Source organism: uncultured Erythrobacter sp. (assembly GCF_947502395.1).
Lineage (GTDB): Bacteria > Pseudomonadota > Alphaproteobacteria > Sphingomonadales > Sphingomonadaceae > Erythrobacter.
Window position 1 is genome coordinate 129,883 of sequence record NZ_CANMZM010000002.1, and the last position, 20,647, is coordinate 150,529.

Sequence of the window (20,647 nt, forward strand, 5' to 3'; positions counted from 1 at the left end):
CGCCAATTGCCAAATATGTTCAGTTGACCGTTGTGGTCCGCGCGGCAGCATCTTCACGCGCGGTAGCGCTGTCGCGCACATTGGCGATGCCTGCGCTGGCTTGCGCTTTAAGCTCGGCCTTAAGACGAGCCGGATCGCGCGCGATGACAAAGCCAAAGCTGACCCCGCCCTCCTTACCAATTGTGGCATGGTGCAGCTTGTGCGCCTGTACAAGACGTTTGGCATAACCCTTCTTGGGGACCCATCGGAAAAAGCGTTGGTGAACAAGGCCATCATGAACAATCGCATAGACAACGCCGTATAGATTAACGCCTAAAGCTGCCCACCACAGCCACTCCCAATAGAGTGACCCAAAAATGTACATTGCGGCATTTATTGTGCCGAAAACGGTGGCGTAGAGATCGTTCTTTTCGAAGGTATTTTCATGCGGCTCATGATGATCGCGGTGCCAGCCCCAGCCCCATCCATGCATGATGTATTTATGCGCCCACCAGGCAAAGAACTCCATGAATACAAGAGCGCCCAATGTGATCGCGATTGCCTCTAGCCAGGTCATGCTGAGCCCCGTGTTTCTCCAGCCGTGTCTCCGATCCCAGCACCGACCCCTGCTTTTCGGGCAACCGGAAGTGCCCACCAGGGCACATCCGGACGGCGGTGATGTTCAAGATGATAGCCGAAATGGAAGCATGTGGCGAGACTGATCAAAGTGCCAAACCGTTCGCTTCGCGCGTTGTGGTCATCAGCGAACCCCTTGCCCGCTATATGCGCATGAGGGCGATAGGTGCCGAAATAAAAAAGCTGTAGCGAGGACAGAAGCGCCGGTGCTCCATACAGGAGCACGATCTGAACCATCGGAATGCCGATGACGAGCCAATAGACTGCCACGACCAGATGCACGAACAGGAAGGATTGCAGCCCGAAATAGCGCTTGAAAAAGGTCACATACCAAGCGGCGAAATTATCAGGGTTGTGTTCATCGAAGTCAGGATCACCCGCATGGCCCGCGAGCCGATGATGGGTGTGATGGGCCTCGCGCAAGTCTTTCCAGCCGAACCCGGCGTAGAGGAACAAAAGCACCGTCGCGATTCCCTCACCAAGCTTTGGATTAGAAGGCACCAGCGTCCCGTGCATCGCATCATGACAAACGATAAAAACGCCAACCGAAAGCCAACATTGGAGCAGTGCAATAGCAATCGCGAAGGGCAGATTTTGCCAGCTCAATTCAAACACGAACATCGCAAAGGCATGAATGCCCAGCCAGCCGCCGGCGATCAGAATAGCAAGCAGCAATCCCACGGTCCCTTGCACGGCCTGCGAGGGCAATAAGAGCGGCTGTTGCGTCATGCCGGGAGATACGCTTGAGCTTAACATTTGGCTTTGTATAGGGCGCAAGTCGAGCTCACGCAAAGTACGAGGCTACTCAGCTCTGGAGACATCCGGGAAAAAGAACTCGCGCAGATGTTCCCCGATACGCGCCGGACGCAGTGTCTCTGCGTCAATACAGCACCAGCTTGATTGCACCTCGGCCAAGACATCTTCGCCCCTGCTGATCACTGTGCGATAGAAGGCGCGGGCGCCATTGTAACGCTCCAGCACGGTCTGCGCGATCACATCATCTTCGAGGAAGGCGGGCTTGCGATAGGTGATCTCGTGTTTGAGCGCGACCCAGGCCTTGGCCGCAACTTCTTCAGCCGGCGCAACCTTCTGCCAATGCGCGAGCACCGCATCCTGCACCCAGTTAAGGTAGCGCGCATTGTTCACATGCCCCATGAAGTCGATATCTTCGGGAAGCACTGTGATCGGAAACTGGAAGGGCATTGCTGACATGATTGTCAGTTAGCACGCCTTTGTGAAAACTCCAGTCCTATTCGCTCCCGGATCACACCTTATCTTGCCACTGAGGCTTTTGGGCGGCTATCGCCGGTCGCGAAGACCATAAAGAGACCCCCAAATGTCCAGCCGCCCACGCACATTGTACCAAAAGATATGGGACGACCATGTCGTCGAATCTCGCGATGATGGCACCGCGATCATCTATATCGACCGCCATCTGGTCCACGAAGTGACCAGCCCGCAGGCATTTGAGGCTCTGCGTTTGGCGGGGCGCCCGGTGCGTCGGCCAGAGCTGACCTTGGCGGTGCCCGATCATAACCTACCGACGACCGCGCGGCGTGATGCGAATGGGGGTAAGATCCCAATCGAAGATCCACAAAGCGCGCAGCAACTTGCAGCCTTGGAGAAGAACGCACCCGAGTTTGGCATTCGCTACATTGGTGATGCCGATGCAGAACAAGGGATTGTCCATGTCGTGGGCCCTGAGCAGGGCTTCTCGCTCCCCGGCACCACCATTGTTTGCGGCGACTCGCACACGGCCTCCCACGGCGGACTTGGCGCGCTTGCCTTTGGCATCGGGACCAGTGAAGTCGAACATGTGCTCGCAACGCAAACCCTGCTGCTCCAGCAATCCAAATCGATGGAAGTGCGGGTCGAAGGCAAAATAGGCCCCGGCGTGACCGCCAAAGACATCATCATGCATATCATCGGCGTGATCGGAGCAGCGGGCGGCACTGGCCATGTGATCGAATATCGCGGCCCGGTATTTGAGGCGATGAGCGTCGAAGAGCGCCTCACAGTCTGCAATATGAGCATCGAAGGGGGAGCGCGCGCTGGCTTGATCGCAGCCGATGAAACCACTTTCCGCTACCTCAAAGGCCGCCCGATGGCGCCCAAAGGGGACGCTTGGGACAAAGCGCTTGCCTATTGGAAGACACTGCAAAGCGATCCGGGCGCTGAGTTTGACACATCGATTGTAATCGATGCGGCCGCCATCGCGCCGAGCGTCACTTGGGGCACCAGTCCTGAAGACGTTTTGCAGATCACTGGTGTTGTCCCCGCGCCGGAGAGCTTTGCCGACGAAAACAAGCAGACCGCCGCTGCCAAGAGCCTTGAATACATGGGCCTCACTCCCGGCACTCCGCTCACCGATATTCCGGTTGAGAATGTCTTTATCGGCTCCTGCACCAATAGCCGGATCGAGGATTTGCGCGCCGCCGCAGAGGTGCTCAAAGGAAGGCGCAAGGCGGACAATGTGCGTTGGGCCATTGTTGTCCCGGGCTCTGGCCTGGTGAAGGCCATGGCTGAGGATGAAGGGCTCGATCAGATCTTTATCGAAGCAGGCTTTGAATGGCGCGAGCCGGGATGTTCGGCGTGCCTTGGCATGAACCCCGACAAAGTGCCGCCAGGCGAACGCTGCGCCTCCACGTCAAACCGCAATTTTGTTGGCCGACAGGGGCCGGGCGCACGCACGCATTTGGTTTCGCCCGCAATGGCAGCAGCAGCGGCAGTCAAAGGCAGGCTCACCGATGTGAGGGAGCTATAAGCATGACCGGGACCTGTCACTGTGGCGCGGTGAGTGTCACAGTGCCTCAAGGGCCTTCATATGTGAACTTTTGCGACTGCTCCTTATGCGCCAAAACGGGTGGTGTCTGGGGCTATTACGAGACGGCTGAACTAACAATCAAAGGCAAAACCGAGGGCTATCGCCGTGCTGATTATGCCGAACCAGCAGTTGAGATTCACTTCTGCCCCATATGCGGCACCACCACCCATTGGATCACAACCGAACATTTCGATGGCAACCGGGCAGGTGTGAATGTGCGCATTTTCGAACCAGCCGAACTCGGCGGCGTAGAAGCCCGCTTTCCCGATGGCCGCAATTGGTTTGGCGAAACGACGCCCGAACAACGCCGCCCAACCGGGAAATTGGGTGTAGACGCATTTCTGTGACACTGCTCCCTTGCAATGCATGCAAGACCATCTCATGTGAACATTATGACAGACGAAACCCCCTCCCCAGAGAATCCGGACGCGAACTCCGAAGACAAATCCTCAACCGGGCGTAAAGCCGCAATTGGCGCGGCGGCCACCATCGGCTCGGCAGCAATCGCAGCGGCGCTGCTTTATGCTGGCAAGCGGTTCAGGAAGAAGCCCGAGGACAGCGCCATCGGAGCAGGTCAGGCGGATAAGGCTCCCTCTGGCGAGCCTCCGGAAACTGACTGAGATTTTTCCAACCCTGCCAGGAGACCCATCATGAAGACGTTCTTGGGATGGCTTTTGGCCCTCGGCCTTGCCGCGTCAGCCACCGCGCAGGACACTGGTTCAGCGCCCGACCTAGAGATGTGGCGGCTCGGATGCGGAGAGCTTGAGATCAGCGATATGGCAGCGTTTTCGGATGCGCATCTTTATGATGGGGAACCGCGCACTCTCACAGTAAGCTGTTATCTTATCCGTAATGGCGACCAATATCTGCTGTGGGATGCCGGGCTCGACAAAGCGCTGGTCGGCGCGAGCTTCACCCAATCCGGCGCGACGCTTTCGATGGAGCAATCGATTGAAAAGCAGCTGGAAAGCATTGGGATCTCTCCCAGCGACGTGACCTATGCAGGGGTCAGCCACTTTCACTTTGACCACGTCATGCAGCTTCCCGATTTCGCTCAGTCCACTCTGCTTATCGGAGCCAAAGACTGGGAAATGATCAAAGCCGCGACCGGGCCCGACCCACTGCTTGACCCGCGACCCTTTGCTCCATGGCTTGGCGATGACACTGGCCAAGTGACCGCTATCGCCAAGGATCACGATGTGTTCGGCGATGGATCGGTGGTGATGAAAGCGACGCCCGGGCACACGCCTGGGCACACGGTACTGCTGGTCAGGATGCCGCAAATGGGTAACGTCCTTTTGACCGGTGATCTGTATCATTTCGAAGAACAGGTCACCAATCGTGGGGTCCCGGAGTTCAATACCGATCGCGCAGACACACTGGCATCCTTCGAACGATTCAATGCCACGGCGAAAACCTTGAACGCGACGGTCATCATCGGTCATGATCCGCGCCATCTGGATCGCCTTCCCCCATTCCCGGAATCAGCACGCTAATGGACAAGCTCACTCAGGTTGACGGCAAAGCCATCCCGTTTGGTGCCAAAAACGTAGACACGGACATCATCATCCCTGCCAAATGGCTCAAAACCATCACCCGAGAGGGGCTAGGCAAGGGTGCGTTTGAGACCTTGCGCGAGGATCCGGACAACATATTTGATACACCGGAAAACCAAGGCGCGCCTATCCTGCTTGCCGGAGACAACTTCGGATGCGGGTCGAGCCGTGAGCACGCCGCATGGGCATTGGGAGACCTCGGCATCCGCGCGGTGATTGCGCCGAGTTACTCCGATATTTTCTCGGGCAATGCGGTGAAAAACGGCATTCTGCCTGTGGTCCTGCCACAAGAAGCTGTCGACCGATTGATGGCAGTGGCCCGCGGAGGCGATCCTATCCATATCGACCTTGAAGCGCAGACCGTTACCACCGAGTTCCAGGACCGTTTCACCTTTGAAATCGATCCTTTTCGTAAGCACTGCCTGATGGGCGGTCTTGACGAGGTTTCGCTGACACTTGAGAGCAGCGAGGCCATTGACAGTTTTGAATCCAGACGCGCCGCGGCGCAGGGCTGGATTTCTGCCGGCACAAATATCTAAGGGAGAGCCATCACCATGAAAGCCATTCAGACCCACGACGTGGGCGGACCAGAAACGCTGACCTTGGACGAAGTTGACACGCCCACTCCGGGCAAAGGCGAGGTGCTGGTCGCAGTGAAGGCTTGCGCGATCAATTATCCCGACACGCTGATGATCCGCGACCTTTATCAATTTAAGCCAGAGCGCCCCTATTCCCCAGGCGGTGAGATCGCTGGGGTGGTTGAAGCGGTTGGCGAAGGGGTGACCAGCTGCAAGCCGGGCGACCGGGTGATTGGCATGCTCGGCAATGGCGGTCTTCGCGAGAAAGCGATTGTGCCAGATGGTCGCTTGTTCCCGATCCCCGAGGGCGTGCCGTTTGAGAAGGCGGCCTCGCTGCTCATGACATACGGCACCACCATTCACGGGTTTAAAGATCGCGGTTATATCAAGGAAGGCGATGTCGTCTTGATTCTGGGCGCGGCTGGCGGCGTCGGCCTTTCAGCGGTCGAGCTTGCCAAGGCCTATGGCGCCAAAGTGGTCGCTGCTGTTTCCTCCGAGGCGAAGGCTGAAATTGCCCGAAAGGCGGGCGCGGACGACGTTGTGATCTATCCGCGCGAGGAGATGGACAAGGCGGCGTCCAAAGAGCTTGCCAACGCCTTCAAAGCGGCATGCGGCCCGACCGGCGCGAACATCGTCTATGACATTGTCGGCGGACAATACTCTGAGCCAGCGCTGCGCTCTATCGCATGGGAGGGCAAATTCCTAGTAGTTGGCTTCCCTGCCGGTATTCCCAAACTGCCATTGAACCTGACCCTGCTCAAATCGTGCGATGTGTGCGGGGTATTCTGGGGCGCTTTCACCGCGCGTGAACCGGCAAAATTTGTCGAGCAAGTCAAGGAGCTCTTCGCGCTTATGAAAGAAGGCAAGATCGACCCGCTGGTCTCCGAAACCTTCCCGCTTGAGCGTGCTGGCGATGCCATTGCAAAGCTTGAAGCACGTGAGGCCGTGGGCAAGTTGGTGGTGACAATGGACTGAACTGGGACTGATTGCTTGCGGCGTCTCCTGCCGCACTCTATTTCTGCCAGGAACACTTTTTCAAAGGGATCCCCAATGACCGATTTTAAAGACCGCGAGCGCGCTGAAGAAGCCAAGTTTGCGATGGACGAAGAAACCGCCTTCAAGATCGCAGCCCGCCGCAATCGTCTTCTGGGCGAATGGGCCGCTGGCGAGATGAAGCTCACCGCAGAAGAGACCGAAGCCTACAAGAAGGCCGTAGTCCAGGCCGACTTCGAAGAGGCGGGCGACGAGGATGTGATCCGCAAACTCCTCGGTGATCTCACCGCCGCTGATACCGACATCAGCGAAGCAGACATTCGTGCCAAGCTTGAAGAAATGGCGATTGAAGCCAAGCGCCAATATATGAGCGAGAGCTAAACCGCATGCCCATGCCCGGACATGAAATTGAGACGGCAATCCTTGCCGCCCTTCCTGGCGCAACGGTCGAGCTCACCGATCTGGCGGGCGATGATGACCATTGGGCAGCCAAGGTGACCGCGCCCCAGTTCGCGGGAAAGAGCCGGGTGCAGCAACATAAGATGGTCTACGCTGCATTTGGCGACAAGATGGGCGGTGAGCTGCACGCCTTGCAAGTCACCACGGTTGTTCCCAAATAGCACGCGTAAACGCACACAAGATTTTTGAAGGTTCTTCGCAAATGTCTGACACTGACACCCGTATCGCCTCTGTAGTTGGTGAGAACGATGTGGTTCTCTTCATGAAGGGGACTCCGCTTTTCCCGCAATGCGGCTTTTCCAGCCGCGCCGTCGCGATCCTCGATCATTGCGGCGTGCAATATGAAAGCGTCGACGTGCTTCAAGACATGGAAGTGCGCCAGGGCATCAAAACCTATTCGGAGTGGCCCACCATCCCCCAGCTCTACGTCAAAGGCGAATTTGTCGGGGGCAGCGACATCATGATGGAAATGTTCGAAGCGGGCGAGCTCCAGCAGATGCTGGACGATAACGGCGTGGCCAAAATCGAAAGCTGACGAATACGTCGCCCAGGTCACGCCAGTGACCGCAAGGACGACCGTCCACCCGCAGCGAGGGCAGCTTTCCTACCTGTCTAGCTAGGGCGCGCGCCCGGATGGGCGTGCGCAAACCCCAAAAGAAAAGCCGCGTCGCACCGGGTACATGCGAGACGGCTTTTCAAAAACGGGGAGGTAACGCCCAGAGACCAGAAAGGGCTTACCTCAATTCGAAGACCACATTCTTCATCGTAACCTATGCATCCCCCGTGCCAAAACTGCGATTCCCCGCATTTCCGCGGGAGACGGTGGTTAGCCAATCCTTAAGCGGCTTTGGCGTGTAAAGTTTCCCGACAAACCGCACCTTCGATGCATTCTGTCTTGCGCCTGTGTGTAGAGGCCCTTGGCAATATGATCTTGTCCCTTCATCATTGCATGCAATGACAGACGAATCTCAAAAGCCGGAAAGCATTCCTGCGGCAACAATCATCATCTTTCGCGACTGTCCCGAAGGTGGCCCGCCTGAGGTGCTGATGACCGTGCGGTCGCGCAATATGACCTTTGCGAGCGGCATGGCGGTTTTTCCGGGCGGGCGCGTTGATCCGGAAGACTTTGCGCTTGCTGAACGGGTCGAGCCGCACTCTCGAGGCGATCTATCACTTGACGAGGCCGCGCATCAGATAGCCGCTGTTCGTGAGACGCTGGAAGAAACGGGCCTTGCCTTGGGTTTGAAGGGCGCGATCGATGCTGAACGCGCGGGGGAAGCAAGACAGCTTTTACACGAGAAGAAGACGCTTGCTCCGGTGCTCGATGCCTTCAACTGGGTGCTCGACCTGGACCAGATCGTCCCCTTCGCCCGTTGGTTTCCAAAGAATGAGAAACTATCGCGCGTCTACGACACACGCTTTTATCTTGCCAATCTGGGCACGGGCGATGTCGAAGTATCGACCGATGAGGCCGAAAACACCCGGCTGTTTTGGGTGAGTGCACAGGGCGCGTTGGGCATGGCTGAGAAAGGGGAAATCAAGCTCATCTTTCCCACACGCCGCAATCTCGAACGGCTCGCCCTTTTCGCCAGCTTTGAGGAAGCACGGGCTCAGGCTGAGGCTATCCCGGTCAAGACGATCATCCCCCGGATCGACACATCTGGCGAGCAACCGATGCTCACGATCATGCAGGATGCCGGCTATCCTATAACGGCCGAGCTCCTGGAGACGGTCGCACGGGGGTAGAGCCGCAATGCTGGAACAGCGTCACCTCGATTGCTTCCAAACGCAAGGCTTCTGCGTGCTTGAGGAATTTAAGTCGCGCAAAGAGCTTGAAGAGTTGCGCTCAGCCGCGGCCGCGATCATCGATGAATTTGATGCAGAAGGCCAAAGGTCCATCTTCACAACCAAGGAAGACCCCCGGCCGCGAGACGATTATTTCCTCACATCAGGCGACAAAGTACGTTGCTTCTTCGAAGAAGAGGCGTTCGATGAGAGCGGCCAGCTTGCACAAGAGAGGGCGTTGTCAATCAATAAAATCGGTCACGCCATGCACGACCTTGACCCGGTGTTTGAACGCTTCTCTCGTGACCCCAAATGCGGTGAAATTGCCAAGGTGCTTGGCCAGAAGGACCCGCAAATTTGGCAGTCCATGTACATCTTCAAGCAGCCTCGCATCGGTGGCGAGGTGCATTGGCACCAGGATGCCACCTTCTTCTATTCCACGCCGATCTCTGTTCTCACCTATTGGTTCGCGATCGATGATGCGACAATTGAGAACGGCTGTCTCTGGGTAAGCAAAGAGGGCATCGACACACCTCTACGACAGCGCTTTTGTCTACGAAACGGTGCAACAGAAATGGACACATTGTCCGAAACGCCATGGCCAGATGAATCCTCGGCCATGCCGATAGAAGTGAAGGCTGGATCCCTGGTTCTCTTTCACGGCCTCTTGCCGCATTACAGCCCGCCCAATCGCTCGGACAAACCGAGGCATGCCTATACGCTGCATGTGACGGATGGCGCGTGCAAATATTCAGAGCTTAACTGGATCCAGCGCGGATCTGAATTGCCTGCAAGAGGGTTTGCGCGAAGTTCCTAATTCAGAGAAGTGCAGGTTGAGAGAGCGGGAAACCAAGATAGCATGGAGCGCCGGTCCGACTTTGCATCGCGGTGCACGATCCTATCGATAGAGCCGCCATCACGCCCAACAAGCGGCATCAAAATGGCCAAATGCTCTACTGACAGATGGTAGAAACTTCGGGCTCAGACCACTCTGTGTTTCGGTGCGCCTATCGAAATCGTCGCGTGCCGTTGGCCTTGCCCCCCTGCCAAGCGACATTGTCGCCTCAACGTGCTGGATGCTTATCTCTCGCTCGTGGTCGAACGACAAAAGGCCCCGCTGGAAACAGCGAGGCCTTTTTGTTTTGGGTTTTCAATCTGACGCTGGTTGCGGGAGTTGGATTTGAACCAACGACCTTCAGGTTATGAGCCTGACGAGCTACCGGACTGCTCCATCCCGCGCTACCTAGCTGGGCGCTCAAGGCTATGCCGCCTAGAGACACCAAAAGGGCCAGCCCGTAGGCAAGCCCCTTTCGACTGCCTTGGCAGGCGCTCAAGACAGGCTTTGACAGTGAATGGGTTGTTTCCCGTAACAGTCTCAATAAAGAGACTTCCCACAAGCTACAATGCCTGGCGGCGACCTACTCTTCCATGCCTTAAGACATAGTACCATCGGCGCTAACTGGTTTCACGGCCGAGTTCGAGATGGGATCGGGTGGGTCACAGTCGCTAGGACCACCAAGCAATGAAGCTTGTGGGGTGTTAACGGGTCTTAAATCGATAATCGCGCCCCAGATTAGGGCAATGTGAACGTCTGGCTGGAGTATTTCTCCACCGCAAGACGAGCCCTGCATAAGCAGGCCTGTCATTGACAGTGCGAATTCTCAAGCACGAATAAATCATTAGTACCAGTTAGCTCCACACATTACTGCGCTTCCACACCTGGCCTATCAACGTCATGGTCTCTGACGGATCTAAAATACCTTATCTCAAGGGAGGCTTCCCGCTTAGATGCTTTCAGCGGTTATCCCGTCCATACATAGCTACTCTGCGGCACTCCTGGCGGAATGACAGATACACCAGAGGTATGTTCACCCCGGTCCTCTCGTACTAGGGGCAACTCCTTTCAAGTATCGACGCCCACGGCAGATAGGGACCAAACTGTCTCGCGACGTTCTGAACCCAGCTCACGTACCACTTTAATTGGCGAACAGCCAAACCCTTGGGACCTGCTCCAGCCCCAGGATGTGATGAGCCGACATCGAGGTGCCAAACACTGCCGTCGATATGAGCTCTTGGGCAGTATCAGCCTGTTATCCCCGGCGTACCTTTTATCCGTTGAGCGATGGCCCTTCCACGAGGGACCACCGGATCACTATGACCGACTTTCGTCTCTGCTCGACCTGTCGGTCTCGCAGTCAGGCATGCTTATGCCATTGCACTCTCGCAGCCGGTTTCCAACCGGCCTGAGCATACCATCGCGCGCCTCCGTTACTCTTTAGGAGGCGACCGCCCCAGTCAAACTACCCGCCATAGAGGGTCCCTGGTCCGGATAACGGACCTAGGTTAGACATCAGAAACAAACAGGGTGGTATTTCACAGGTTGGCTCCACTCGGACTGGCGCCCAAGTTTCAAAGCCTCCCACCTATTCTACACAGTTTCTTCCTAATGCCACTCTAAAGCTGCAGTAAAGGTGCACGGGGTCTTTCCGTCTAACCGCGGGTACTCCGCATCTTCACGGAGAATTCAATTTCGCTGAGCATATCCTGGAGACAGTGGGGAAGTCGTTACGCCATTCGTGCAGGTCGGAACTTACCCGACAAGGAATTTCGCTACCTTAGGACCGTTATAGTTACGGCCGCCGTTTACTTGGGCTTCAATTCGGAGCTTGCACTCCTCCTCTTAACCTTCAAGCACCGGGCAGGCGTCAGACCCTATACGTCGTCTTGAAGCCGACTTAGCAGAGTCCTGTGTTTTTGATAAACAGTCGCTACCCCCTGGCCTGTGCCCCCTGAAAAGAGTTGCCTCGATTCAGGGCCTCCTTCTTCCGAAGGTACGGAGGCAATTTGCCGAGTTCCTTCAGGATACTTCTCTCAAGCGCCTTGGTATACTCTACCTGACCACCTGTGTCGGTTTCGGGTACGGTTTATACGGAGAGGCTATTTCCTGGAACATCTTGGCAGCATGCCCAATCCAATAAGGACACACTACTTCCGACATCCGTCACACATCTCCAAGCCCACGAATATTAACGTGGTTCCCATCGACTACCCCCTTCGGGCTCGTCTTAGGGGCCGGCTTACCCTGCTCCGATTAGCGTTGAGCAGGAACCCTTGGTCTTTCGGCGAGAGGGCATCTCACCCTCTTTATCGCTACTCATGTCAGCATTCGCACTTCCGATATGTCCACCGTCGGTTACCCTTCGGCTTCAACCACTTACGGAACGCTCCGCTACCGCTCATAGTAAACTATGAACCCTAAGCTTCGGTAAATACCTTTAGTCCCGGTACATCTTCGCCGCAGGAACCCTTATTTAGACCAGTGAGCTGTTACGCTTTCTTTAAAGGATGGCTGCTTCTAAGCCAACCTCCTGGTTGTTTTGGGATTCCCACATGCTTTCGCACTTAGGTATTATTTGGGGACCTTAGCTGTAGGTTAGGGCTGTTTCCCTTTTGACGACGGACCTTAGCACCCGCCGTCTGTCTGCCAGACTAGACTCATTGGTATTCGGAGTTTGGTTAGAATTGGTACCGCTCGCGCAGCCCGCGTCCATCCAGTGCTCTACCCCCAATGGCAAAAATCTGACGCTCTACCTCAATAGATTTCGCGGAGAACCAGCTATTTCCCGGCTTGATTGGCCTTTCACCCCTAAACACAAGTCATCCGAGCATTTTTCAACATGCAACGGTTCGGTCCTCCAGTGCGTGTTACCGCACCTTCAACCTGCTCATGCCTAGATCGCCGGGGTTCGGGTCTAATCCAACATACTCAGTCGCCCTATTCAGACTCGCTTTCGCTTCGCCTACACCTAACGGCTTAAGCTTGCATGCTAGATTAAGTCACTGACCCATTATGCAAGAGGTACGCTGTCACCCCCTATGGGGCTCCAACTGCTTGTAAGCATCCGGTTTCAGGTACTGTTTCACTCCCCTAATCGGGGTGCTTTTCACCTTTCCCTCACGGTACTGTGTTCGCTATCGGTCATGTACGAGTATTTAGGCTTGGAGGGTGGTCCCCCCATGTTCAGACAGAATTTCACGTGTTCCGCCCTACTCAAGTCCTTTTCTAATCTTTTCGCATACGGGACTGTCACCCACTATGGTCTCACTTTCCAGAGAGTTCTGCTAATAATAGAAAAGGCACTGGCCTGGTCCCGGTTCGCTCGCCACTACTACGGGAATCTCGGTTGATGTCTTTTCCTCCGGGTACTGAGATGTTTCAGTTCCCCGGGTTTGCTTCACCAAAGCTATATATTCACTAAGGTGATACCTTATCCACCTCTCTCAATCTCTCCGAAGAGAAAGTGAAAGAAATGGTGAAGGTGGGTTTCCCCATTCGGAAATCGCCGGATCAAAGATTGCTCACATCTCCCCGACGCTTATCGCAGCGTGCCACGTCCTTCTTCGCCTGTACATGCCAAGGCATCCACCAAATGCTCTTACCTCACGCTTGAGAATCCACACTATCAACGACAGGTCTGCATAAAGTCCTGTTCGTCTTCACGATAGTGAGGAGAAATTATCTCAGCCAGATAATCAATTTGATTGATATTGTGATGCATAGACTACGCGTTGAGAAGGTCGGCTAGACCTTACAAAACAATCTATGCGCCACGGCATCGATTTAAAAACCCATTCACAATGTCAAATGCTCGGCGCCAATGCGCCTACTTGCTCGAAAGCAAGATCTCTTTCGTTTCATCTATCGGAAAATACCTGGTGGAGCCTATCGGGATCGAACCGATGACCCCCTGCTTGCAAAGCAGGTGCTCTCCCAGCTGAGCTAAGGCCCCTTAGGTATAGAACTGGTGGGCCTGAGAAGATTTGAACTTCTGACCTCACCCTTATCAGGGGTGCGCTCTAACCAACTGAGCTACAGGCCCACACCTGTCCTTCGCCAACCCAATGGGCCGCGAGGGGCGTGAGCCGGCTCAGGATAACAACACCCTGAAGTGTTGTTTCCGATTGATGAAAGGACATGAGGACGACGGCAATGTTCTTTGGAACTTGCGAAGCACTTCCAGACGCAAGGTCTGGCGCTTTCGCTTGTATCCTTAGAAAGGAGGTGATCCAGCCGCAGGTTCCCCTACGGCTACCTTGTTACGACTTCACCCCAGTCGCTGAACCCACCGTGGTTGGCTGCCTCCTAAAAGGTTAGCGCACCACCTTCGGGTGAATCCAACTCCCATGGTGTGACGGGCGGTGTGTACAAGGCCTGGGAACGTATTCACCGCGGCATGCTGATCCGCGATTACTAGCGATTCCGCCTTCATGCTCTCGAGTTGCAGAGAACAATCCGAACTGAGATATCTTTTGGAGATTAGCTGACCCTTGCGGGATCGCTGCTCACTGTAGATACCATTGTAGCACGTGTGTAGCCCAGCCTGTAAGGGCCATGAGGACTTGACGTCATCCCCACCTTCCTCCGGCTTATCACCGGCAGTTTCCTTAAAGTGCCCAACTAAATGATGGCAACTAAGGATGAGGGTTGCGCTCGTTGCGGGACTTAACCCAACATCTCACGACACGAGCTGACGACAGCCATGCAGCACCTGTCACTAGGTCCCCGAAGGGAAGGAATCTGTCTCCAGAAACCGTCCTAGGATGTCAAAGGCTGGTAAGGTTCTGCGCGTTGCTTCGAATTAAACCACATGCTCCACCGCTTGTGCAGGCCCCCGTCAATTCCTTTGAGTTTTAATCTTGCGACCGTACTCCCCAGGCGGATAACTTAATGCGTTAGCTGCGCCACCCAAGCTCTATGAGCCCGGACAGCTAGTTATCATCGTTTACGGCGTGGACTACCAGGGTATCTAATCCTGTTTGCTCCCCACGCTTTCGCACCTCAGCGTCAATAATTGTCCAGTAAGTCGCCTTCGCCACTGGTGTTCTTCCGAATATCTACGAATTTCACCTCTACACTCGGAATTCCACTTACCTCTCCAATATTCTAGCAATCTAGTTTCAAGGGCAGTTCCGGAGTTGAGCTCCGGGATTTCACCCCTGACTTGGATCGCCGCCTACGCGCGCTTTACGCCCAGTAATTCCGAACAACGCTAGCTCCCTCCGTATTACCGCGGCTGCTGGCACGGAGTTAGCCGGAGCTTATTCTCTAGGTACTGTCATTATCATCCCTAGTAAAAGAGCTTTACAACCCTAAGGCCTTCATCACTCACGCGGCATTGCTGGATCAGGCTTTCGCCCATTGTCCAATATTCCCCACTGCTGCCTCCCGTAGGAGTCTGGGCCGTGTCTCAGTCCCAGTGTGGCTGATCATCCTCTCAGACCAGCTATAGATCGTCGACTTGGTAGGCCGTTACCCCACCAACTATCTAATCTAACGCGGGCCCATCTAAAGGCGATAAATCTTTGGTCCGAAGACATTATCCGGTATTAGCTCAAATTTCTCTGAGTTATTCCGAACCTAAAGGCAGGTTCCCACGCGTTACGCACCCGTGCGCCACTCACCCCGAAGGGTTCGTTCGACTTGCATGTGTTAGGCATGCCGCCAGCGTTCGTTCTGAGCCAGGATCAAACTCTCAAGTTTGTGAAACTAACCAATCAAGCACGGGGAAAACCCCGCTATCTTGACTAGCAAGAGTATCAAGGAGCCGATACCTGCTGTCAAACGTAATGGATACGAATGAACATGCATCATCAGTACCGAACGTGGAGTTCAGTAAAGACGTGGCAATCGGCTTAAATTTAACTGGTTACTGCGACCTTGAAGCTCGCAGACCAGGCGCCGTCGCCCACATGTCCCTTCATCAAAAACCAACAATGTCAAAGAGCCACCAGACAATAAAAGGCGGACAGCGCATGTGTTCCTCGATTTTCAAACCGAGGGACAGGCTGTCCGTTTATGTTGGCGACCGTAGCGAGGAAGCGGTTGAAGCCGTCTGCTCCGCTGCGGTGAGAGGGCATATATGGGGGGCTTTGGATTCGGGCAAGGGCTTTTTGCGGATTTGTTTGAGAAAAGTTCCAAATATTTGATGTTAAATGATTTTTTATGCCACTTTGTGAGCCTCTAATTTGTTCCACCAGGGGCCATGAGCAGCATAACCAGCCGATATGAGTGATTCAGCCTCCATTTTGGTCTGATTCACGTCTCCTGACTCGGTCGCCGAACTCCTTGAATCCCGAATTGGAGCCCATTTTGTTCGATTGGGCGGAATCATTGAGGTGCGAGGCGTAAGATTCGTACATTCATATGCAAGATTGATTCGTTCACAGCCGATCTCTCTTCCACACAGTCCTCATATGTATGTCTCGCCATGGGTCGGCGCTGTGTGGACCATTTTTTCATCTTTGTTCGCTAACGCGTAACCATGACGATCAGCACCCCTGCCTCCGAACCGCCGATCACGGATGCGCAACAAAGCAATGCGGATGATACCCGCTTCGCTGCCCGAGTGCGTTCGGCTGTGGCTTGGCGGTGGGGCGCGCAGGTTGCTGCCCAGATAATCACCTGGACCTCTACCTTCCTGGTGGTGCGACTGCTCGACCCGACCGACTACGGTCTCTTTGCGATGAGTCAGGTCGTCGTCACCGCCCTCGCCTTCCTCAACGGCCAGAGCTTTGCGACATCCATCGTGCAGACGGAACGGATAGATGATCGACGTGTGGGTCAGGTGTTTGGGATGTTAATCGTCGCCAACGTCCTGCTCGCATCGATCCAGTTCCTTTTCGCGCCCTTTGCCGCTGCATACTTTGACGAGCCCATCGTGGCCGAGCTTTTGCGCGTCCAGGCTGTAATCTTTCTGACCATTCCTTTTATTGCGATGCCGTCTGAGTGGCTCGCCAGAAAGCTGGAGTTCCGCAAACAGGGACAGGCCAATATGGCAAGCGCACTGGTGGGTGCGATGACGGCCCTATTCCTCGCTTGGCTCGGATGGGGAGTGTGGGCGCTTATATATGCAGGGCTTTCGATATTCGTAGCTCGCGCAATTGGCCTTATGTGGGCCGCACGCTTCTGGATCGCCCCCGTGTTCAATCCGAAGGGCGCTTGGGATCTCTTCACATATGGTGGCGTGCTTACCTTATGCCAGCTGTTCTGGATCATCCAAAGCCAGTCCGACGTGGTGATCGCAGGTCGCCTGCTGGCGACTTATGATCTGGGGCTTTACACTCAGGCCTTGTTCTTGGCTCTGATCGTGACCGGACGCTTTATCCCGCCGATCAATGAGGTGGCACTCGCGGCCTATTCCGAATTGCACAGGGCGAAGAAACCGCTTGGCCCATACTTTCTCAAAACCGTGCGGTTGGTGATGATGGTGTGTACGCCGGTCTATGTTGGCCTTGCCCTTACCTCTGAGCATGTGATCCCCGTGCTTATGGGAGATAAGTGGACCGGGCTTATCCCGATTGTTGCAGGGCTTGCTGCCGTCATGCCGGCCTTTGCGCTGCATCTCATCTGCTCGCCTGTGACCAATGCAATGGGAAGACCCAAAGTCTATTTGTTTACGTCCATTGTAGGCGCTGCGATTTTCCCGGCGATGTTCGCATTGCTTGTCGCCGATGGCGCCATGGGCCTTGTCCACGCATGGTGGATCTCTGCCCCTCTGCTTTGCGCGATCACCCTGACCGTCACTCTTCCTCGCATCGGGGTCACCCCATTTGCTCTCTTGCGAGCCATCTTGCCTATCGCGATTGCCTGCGCCGCAATGTCACTGACCGTGCTAGGAGTCGAAAAACTGGTCGTGATTGACAGCCCATTCTTTGCACTCATGCGAAGCGCCAGCGTTGGAGCAACTGTCTATGCGGCCACATTCTGGTTTGGCTATCGAGGGATTGTTCGAGAAACATGGGCGCTCCTTCGAAATCCGAACTCGCACAATACCGGTCCAAGCCTCGCCATCTAAACATCTCATTCATTTGGGCTGATGCATCTTCTCTGGTATCGTTTCAGGATTAGCCCCATCCGAAGGGAAGAAGTATGAGCCTTTTTGCCGCCCTGACCGCAGTGGCTTCGAGCATAATTGCGTCCAGCGCCGCCGTCGCCGTCGAACCTCCCTCCTCCGGACAAGGCCTCGAAGCGCAGGCGGTAGCCCCCGACCTGACCGATCCAAACACCCAGATCCTTGAGCTGGAAGAGGACAATGCACGCCGCTTCACCGTGCCAGTCATGATTGAAGGCGCAGGGCCTTTCAACTTCATGATCGACACAGGCAGCCAAGCGACAGCGGTCACACATCAAATCAATCGCGGGTTGAGCCTTGCTCCCTCTGGCACAGCGACATTGGTGGGCATGGCCAGCCAGCGCAATGTGGATCTGGTCGAAGTGGAATCGATGACCTTCGGAGAACACACGGTCTATGATCTCATCTCGCCGGTTCTCGATGCGAATAATGTCGGTGCACACGGAATCCTCGGGCTGGATTCCTTGCAAGACTTTCGCGTGCTCATCGATTTTCGCGAAGAAACCATCGCCGTGCAAGATGTCGCAGCCCTCGACAATTATCGCTCAGGTTTTGAGATTGTCGTACGCGCCAATCCCCAGTTTGGACAGTTGCTCATTACCAATGCACTGGTCGAAGGTGTGCGCGCTACGGTGATAATCGACACCGGGGCACAAGCAAGCATCGGCAGCACCGCTCTACGCGAGAGAATTCGCCGCAAACGCGCGGAAGAAGTGATCACCACCGACGTGAATGGCGTCGAGATGATCGGTGAAATGCAATTGGTGAAGTCGCTTCAGATTGAAGGTCTGGCCCTGCGAAATGTGGCGCTAACATTCGCTGACACGCCTGCTTTTGATGCGCTCGGCCTTGGCGACAAGCCTGTGCTTGCTTTGGGAATGCAGCATCTGCGCATATTCGACCGAGTGGCGATCGACTTTTCTGAGAAACGGGTTTTGTTTGACGTGCCACGCGATGTGGCTCGCGCCATGCGCCGGGCACGGGGGCGAGGAGCCGGGCGTACGATACGACCATAGGGCAGTCCTAAGGCCTATATAAGCATCTTGCGTTCATAGAGGGCGGCCTCCACATGGTGGCAGCCATGCCGCCTGATACCGCAACTTCTGATCGCCCGACCAAGCCTGCTGACGCGGAAGGCTGGCAAACGCTCAGGCGTTTTCTCCCGTATCTCTGGCCCAAAGACAATCTTGACCTGCGCTGGCGTATCGGGCTGGCGATGGCTTTTGTGCTTATGGCTAAAGCCGTCATTCTCTCGCTGCCTTTCGCTTACAAGGGCGCGGTCAATGCAATGGAGGGTTCCCCCGCAGCCTCTGAAATCTCCGGTGCGGCGCAAGTCGCCATGGCTCTGGTCGCAGCCTATGTCCTTGGCCGCTTCACCTCTCTCCTGTTCGACAATTTGCGGAATGTCGCCTTTGAGCGTGTGGGCCAGATGGCGACACTCAGCCTTGCCGAAGATGTGTTTCACCGGCTTCACCGTCTCTCACTACGCTTTCACCTGACGCGTCGCACGGGAGAGGTCACCAAGATCATCGAGCGCGGGACCAAGAGCATCGACATGATGCTCTATTTCCTTTTGTTTAACATTGCCCCGACGGCGATTGAGTTGATCGCTGTGGGCGTGATCTTCTACCTCAACTTTGGCTGGGAGCTGGTGGCGGCAACCGCGCTCACAGTCATCGCCTACATTTTCACCACACGCTGGATCACCGAATGGCGCACCAAACTGCGGCGGGAAATGAATGACCTCGATGGTCAGGCTCTACACCGCGCAGTGGATTCACTCCTGAACTTTGAGACGGTCAAATACTTCGGGGCCGAGGCGAGGGAGGAAAAGCGCTATTCGAATGCAGCCCGCGCTTACGCCAATGCCGCGATGAAATCGGAGAACTCGCTGGCGCTTTTGAACGTCGTGCAATCGGGCATCACCAACGCCCTTATGGCGGGCGCTATGATGTATACTGTGTGGGGATGGAGCAAGGGCGAACTGACCGTGGGCGACCTCGTTTTCGTCAATACCTATCTCATGCAGCTTTTCCGCCCGCTCGATTTGCTCGGCTGGGTCTATCGCACCATCCGTCAGGGCCTGGTCGATATGGCAGAGATGTTCCGCCTGATCGACACATCGGTTGAGGTCGAGGACAAACCCGGCGCCCCCGCATTGGTTGTTGGCAAGCCAAGCATCGTCTTCGACAATGTCACCTTTGGTTATGAAGATGATCGCACAATCCTCAACGGCCTCAGCTTCGAAGTGCCCGCCGGATCAACCTGCGCAGTGGTCGGACCATCGGGCGCGGGCAAGAGCACAATCGCGCGGCTGCTCTTCCGTTTTTACGATCCCAAAGGCGGTCGCATCCTGATCGATGGACAGGACATTGCCGAGTGCCAGCAGGACAGCGTGCGCGCGGCCATTGGGATCGTTCCGCAGGACAGTGTTCTGTTCAACGACACGCTTGCCTACAATATCGCCTATGGCGCGGAAGGGGCGGACGAGGCGACGGTCGAGCAGGCGGCGCGAGACGCAGCGCTTATGCCGCTGATCGATCGGCTGAGCGAGCGGTTTGATACCATGGTTGGTGAGCGCGGCCTGAAACTTTCAGGCGGAGAGAAACAGCGAGTGGCCATCGCCCGCACGCTTGTTAAAAACCCGCCGATCCTGCTCCTCGATGAAGCAACCAGCGCTCTCGACACAAGGACTGAGCAGGAAATCCTCGGAACGCTCAAGCGGCTCGCCCAAGGACGCACAACCATTGCGATTGCGCATCGGCTTTCTACCATTGCCGATGCAGACCGCATTATCGTGCTTGACCACGGGACAATGTGCGAGAGCGGAACTCATGCCGAACTCCTTGCCCTTGGCGGGCTCTATGCCGAAATGTGGACCCAACAAGCGCAGGAAAATCGCGAGGAAAAAGCGGCTGAGTAGCG

17 protein-coding genes, 3 tRNA genes and 3 rRNA genes are annotated in these 20,647 nt (G+C 55.6%); 14 read left to right on the forward strand and 9 right to left on the reverse strand.

The window, feature by feature from the left end; translation table 11 throughout:
• Positions 1–19 precede the first annotated feature (19 nt).
• Genes Q0778_RS06855 through Q0778_RS06865 form a run of 3 tightly spaced genes read right to left on the reverse strand, consistent with a single transcriptional unit; the run spans position 20 to position 1,827 of the window.
• Entirely contained in the window at positions 20–556 is a 537-nt protein-coding gene (locus Q0778_RS06855) for a sterol desaturase family protein (RefSeq protein ID WP_298335035.1), read from the reverse strand.
• Positions 553–1,371 carry a fatty acid desaturase gene (locus tag Q0778_RS06860; protein WP_298335037.1) on the reverse strand — a complete coding sequence of 273 codons (819 nt, stop codon included), beginning with the start codon at positions 1,369–1,371 and terminating at the stop codon, positions 553–555. Before Q0778_RS06860 ends, Q0778_RS06855 begins: the two co-directional genes overlap by 4 nt.
• 45 nt (positions 1,372–1,416) lie before the next feature.
• The gene (locus Q0778_RS06865) at positions 1,417–1,827 is read right to left on the reverse strand and encodes a thioesterase family protein (RefSeq protein WP_298308415.1); all 411 of its coding nucleotides are present in this window, start codon (positions 1,825–1,827) and stop codon (positions 1,417–1,419) included.
• 124 nt (positions 1,828–1,951) lie between these two features.
• On the opposite strand from Q0778_RS06865, the gene leuC reads away from it, so the two are divergent.
• From leuC to Q0778_RS06920, 11 genes are all read left to right on the forward strand, one after another.
• Positions 1,952–3,379: a 3-isopropylmalate dehydratase large subunit gene (gene leuC, locus Q0778_RS06870; protein WP_298335039.1), complete on the forward strand. Its 1,428-nt coding sequence runs from the start codon at positions 1,952–1,954 to the stop codon at positions 3,377–3,379.
• Positions 3,380–3,381: 2 nt separating this feature from the next.
• Positions 3,382–3,786 carry an aldehyde-activating protein gene (locus Q0778_RS06875; RefSeq protein ID WP_298308410.1) on the forward strand — a complete coding sequence of 135 codons (405 nt, stop codon included), beginning with the start codon at positions 3,382–3,384 and terminating at the stop codon, positions 3,784–3,786.
• Between the two features lie 45 nt (positions 3,787–3,831).
• Positions 3,832–4,059, forward strand: coding sequence for an isopropylmalate isomerase (locus tag Q0778_RS06880; protein ID WP_298308407.1), 228 nt, complete (start codon positions 3,832–3,834; stop codon positions 4,057–4,059).
• A gap of 30 nt (positions 4,060–4,089) precedes the next feature.
• Complete coding sequence (locus Q0778_RS06885; protein ID WP_298308402.1) at positions 4,090–4,935, forward strand: N-acyl homoserine lactonase family protein; 846 nt, start codon at positions 4,090–4,092, stop codon at positions 4,933–4,935.
• Positions 4,935–5,534 (forward strand): 3-isopropylmalate dehydratase small subunit, encoded by a 600-nt coding sequence (gene leuD, locus Q0778_RS06890; protein ID WP_298335041.1) that lies wholly within the window; start codon positions 4,935–4,937, stop codon positions 5,532–5,534. Before Q0778_RS06885 ends, leuD begins: the two co-directional genes overlap by 1 nt.
• A 15-nt stretch (positions 5,535–5,549) precedes the next feature.
• Positions 5,550–6,548 (forward strand): NADPH:quinone oxidoreductase family protein, encoded by a 999-nt coding sequence (locus Q0778_RS06895; RefSeq protein WP_298308395.1) that lies wholly within the window; start codon positions 5,550–5,552, stop codon positions 6,546–6,548.
• A gap of 75 nt (positions 6,549–6,623) precedes the next feature.
• Positions 6,624–6,947 carry a DUF1476 domain-containing protein gene (locus Q0778_RS06900; protein WP_298308392.1) on the forward strand — a complete coding sequence of 108 codons (324 nt, stop codon included), beginning with the start codon at positions 6,624–6,626 and terminating at the stop codon, positions 6,945–6,947.
• A 5-nt stretch (positions 6,948–6,952) separates the two neighbouring features.
• Positions 6,953–7,186, forward strand: coding sequence for a BolA/IbaG family iron-sulfur metabolism protein (locus Q0778_RS06905; protein WP_298308389.1), 234 nt, complete (start codon positions 6,953–6,955; stop codon positions 7,184–7,186).
• A 41-nt stretch (positions 7,187–7,227) separates the two neighbouring features.
• Positions 7,228–7,560, forward strand: coding sequence for a Grx4 family monothiol glutaredoxin (gene grxD, locus Q0778_RS06910; protein WP_298335043.1), 333 nt, complete (start codon positions 7,228–7,230; stop codon positions 7,558–7,560).
• Positions 7,561–7,979: 419 nt separating this feature from the next.
• A complete protein-coding gene (locus Q0778_RS06915) occupies positions 7,980–8,771 on the forward strand; it encodes an NUDIX domain-containing protein (RefSeq protein ID WP_298335045.1) in 792 nt (263 codons plus the stop codon).
• Positions 8,772–8,778: 7 nt separating this feature from the next.
• The gene (locus Q0778_RS06920) at positions 8,779–9,627 is read left to right on the forward strand and encodes a phytanoyl-CoA dioxygenase family protein (RefSeq protein ID WP_298335047.1); all 849 of its coding nucleotides are present in this window, start codon (positions 8,779–8,781) and stop codon (positions 9,625–9,627) included.
• A gap of 345 nt (positions 9,628–9,972) precedes the next feature.
• Here Q0778_RS06920 and Q0778_RS06925 read toward each other — a convergent pair.
• From Q0778_RS06925 to Q0778_RS06950, 6 genes are all read right to left on the reverse strand, one after another.
• Positions 9,973–10,049, reverse strand: a tRNA-Met gene (locus tag Q0778_RS06925).
• 166 nt (positions 10,050–10,215) lie between these two features.
• Positions 10,216–10,330, reverse strand: a 5S ribosomal RNA gene (gene rrf / locus Q0778_RS06930).
• Between the two features lie 137 nt (positions 10,331–10,467).
• Positions 10,468–13,263 (reverse strand): 23S ribosomal RNA (locus tag Q0778_RS06935).
• A gap of 261 nt (positions 13,264–13,524) precedes the next feature.
• A tRNA-Ala gene (locus Q0778_RS06940) sits at positions 13,525–13,600 on the reverse strand.
• Between the two features lie 13 nt (positions 13,601–13,613).
• Positions 13,614–13,690, reverse strand: a tRNA-Ile gene (locus Q0778_RS06945).
• 175 nt (positions 13,691–13,865) lie between these two features.
• Positions 13,866–15,351 (reverse strand): 16S ribosomal RNA (locus Q0778_RS06950).
• Together the 16S, 23S and 5S rRNA genes with 3 tRNA genes alongside form the textbook arrangement of a ribosomal RNA operon.
• A gap of 781 nt (positions 15,352–16,132) precedes the next feature.
• Here Q0778_RS06950 and Q0778_RS06955 point away from each other — a divergent pair.
• The 3 genes from Q0778_RS06955 to Q0778_RS06965 all read left to right on the forward strand — a co-directional run bounded on the left by Q0778_RS06955 (position 16,133) and on the right by Q0778_RS06965 (position 20,645).
• Positions 16,133–17,665 (forward strand): lipopolysaccharide biosynthesis protein, encoded by a 1,533-nt coding sequence (locus Q0778_RS06955; protein ID WP_298335049.1) that lies wholly within the window; start codon positions 16,133–16,135, stop codon positions 17,663–17,665.
• A 74-nt stretch (positions 17,666–17,739) separates the two neighbouring features.
• Positions 17,740–18,738, forward strand: a complete 999-nt coding sequence (locus tag Q0778_RS06960; RefSeq protein ID WP_298308374.1) for an aspartyl protease family protein — start codon at positions 17,740–17,742, stop codon at positions 18,736–18,738.
• Positions 18,739–18,803: 65 nt separating this feature from the next.
• Complete coding sequence (locus Q0778_RS06965; RefSeq protein ID WP_298309270.1) at positions 18,804–20,645, forward strand: ABC transporter ATP-binding protein/permease; 1,842 nt, start codon at positions 18,804–18,806, stop codon at positions 20,643–20,645.
• Positions 20,646–20,647: the final 2 nt, after the last annotated feature.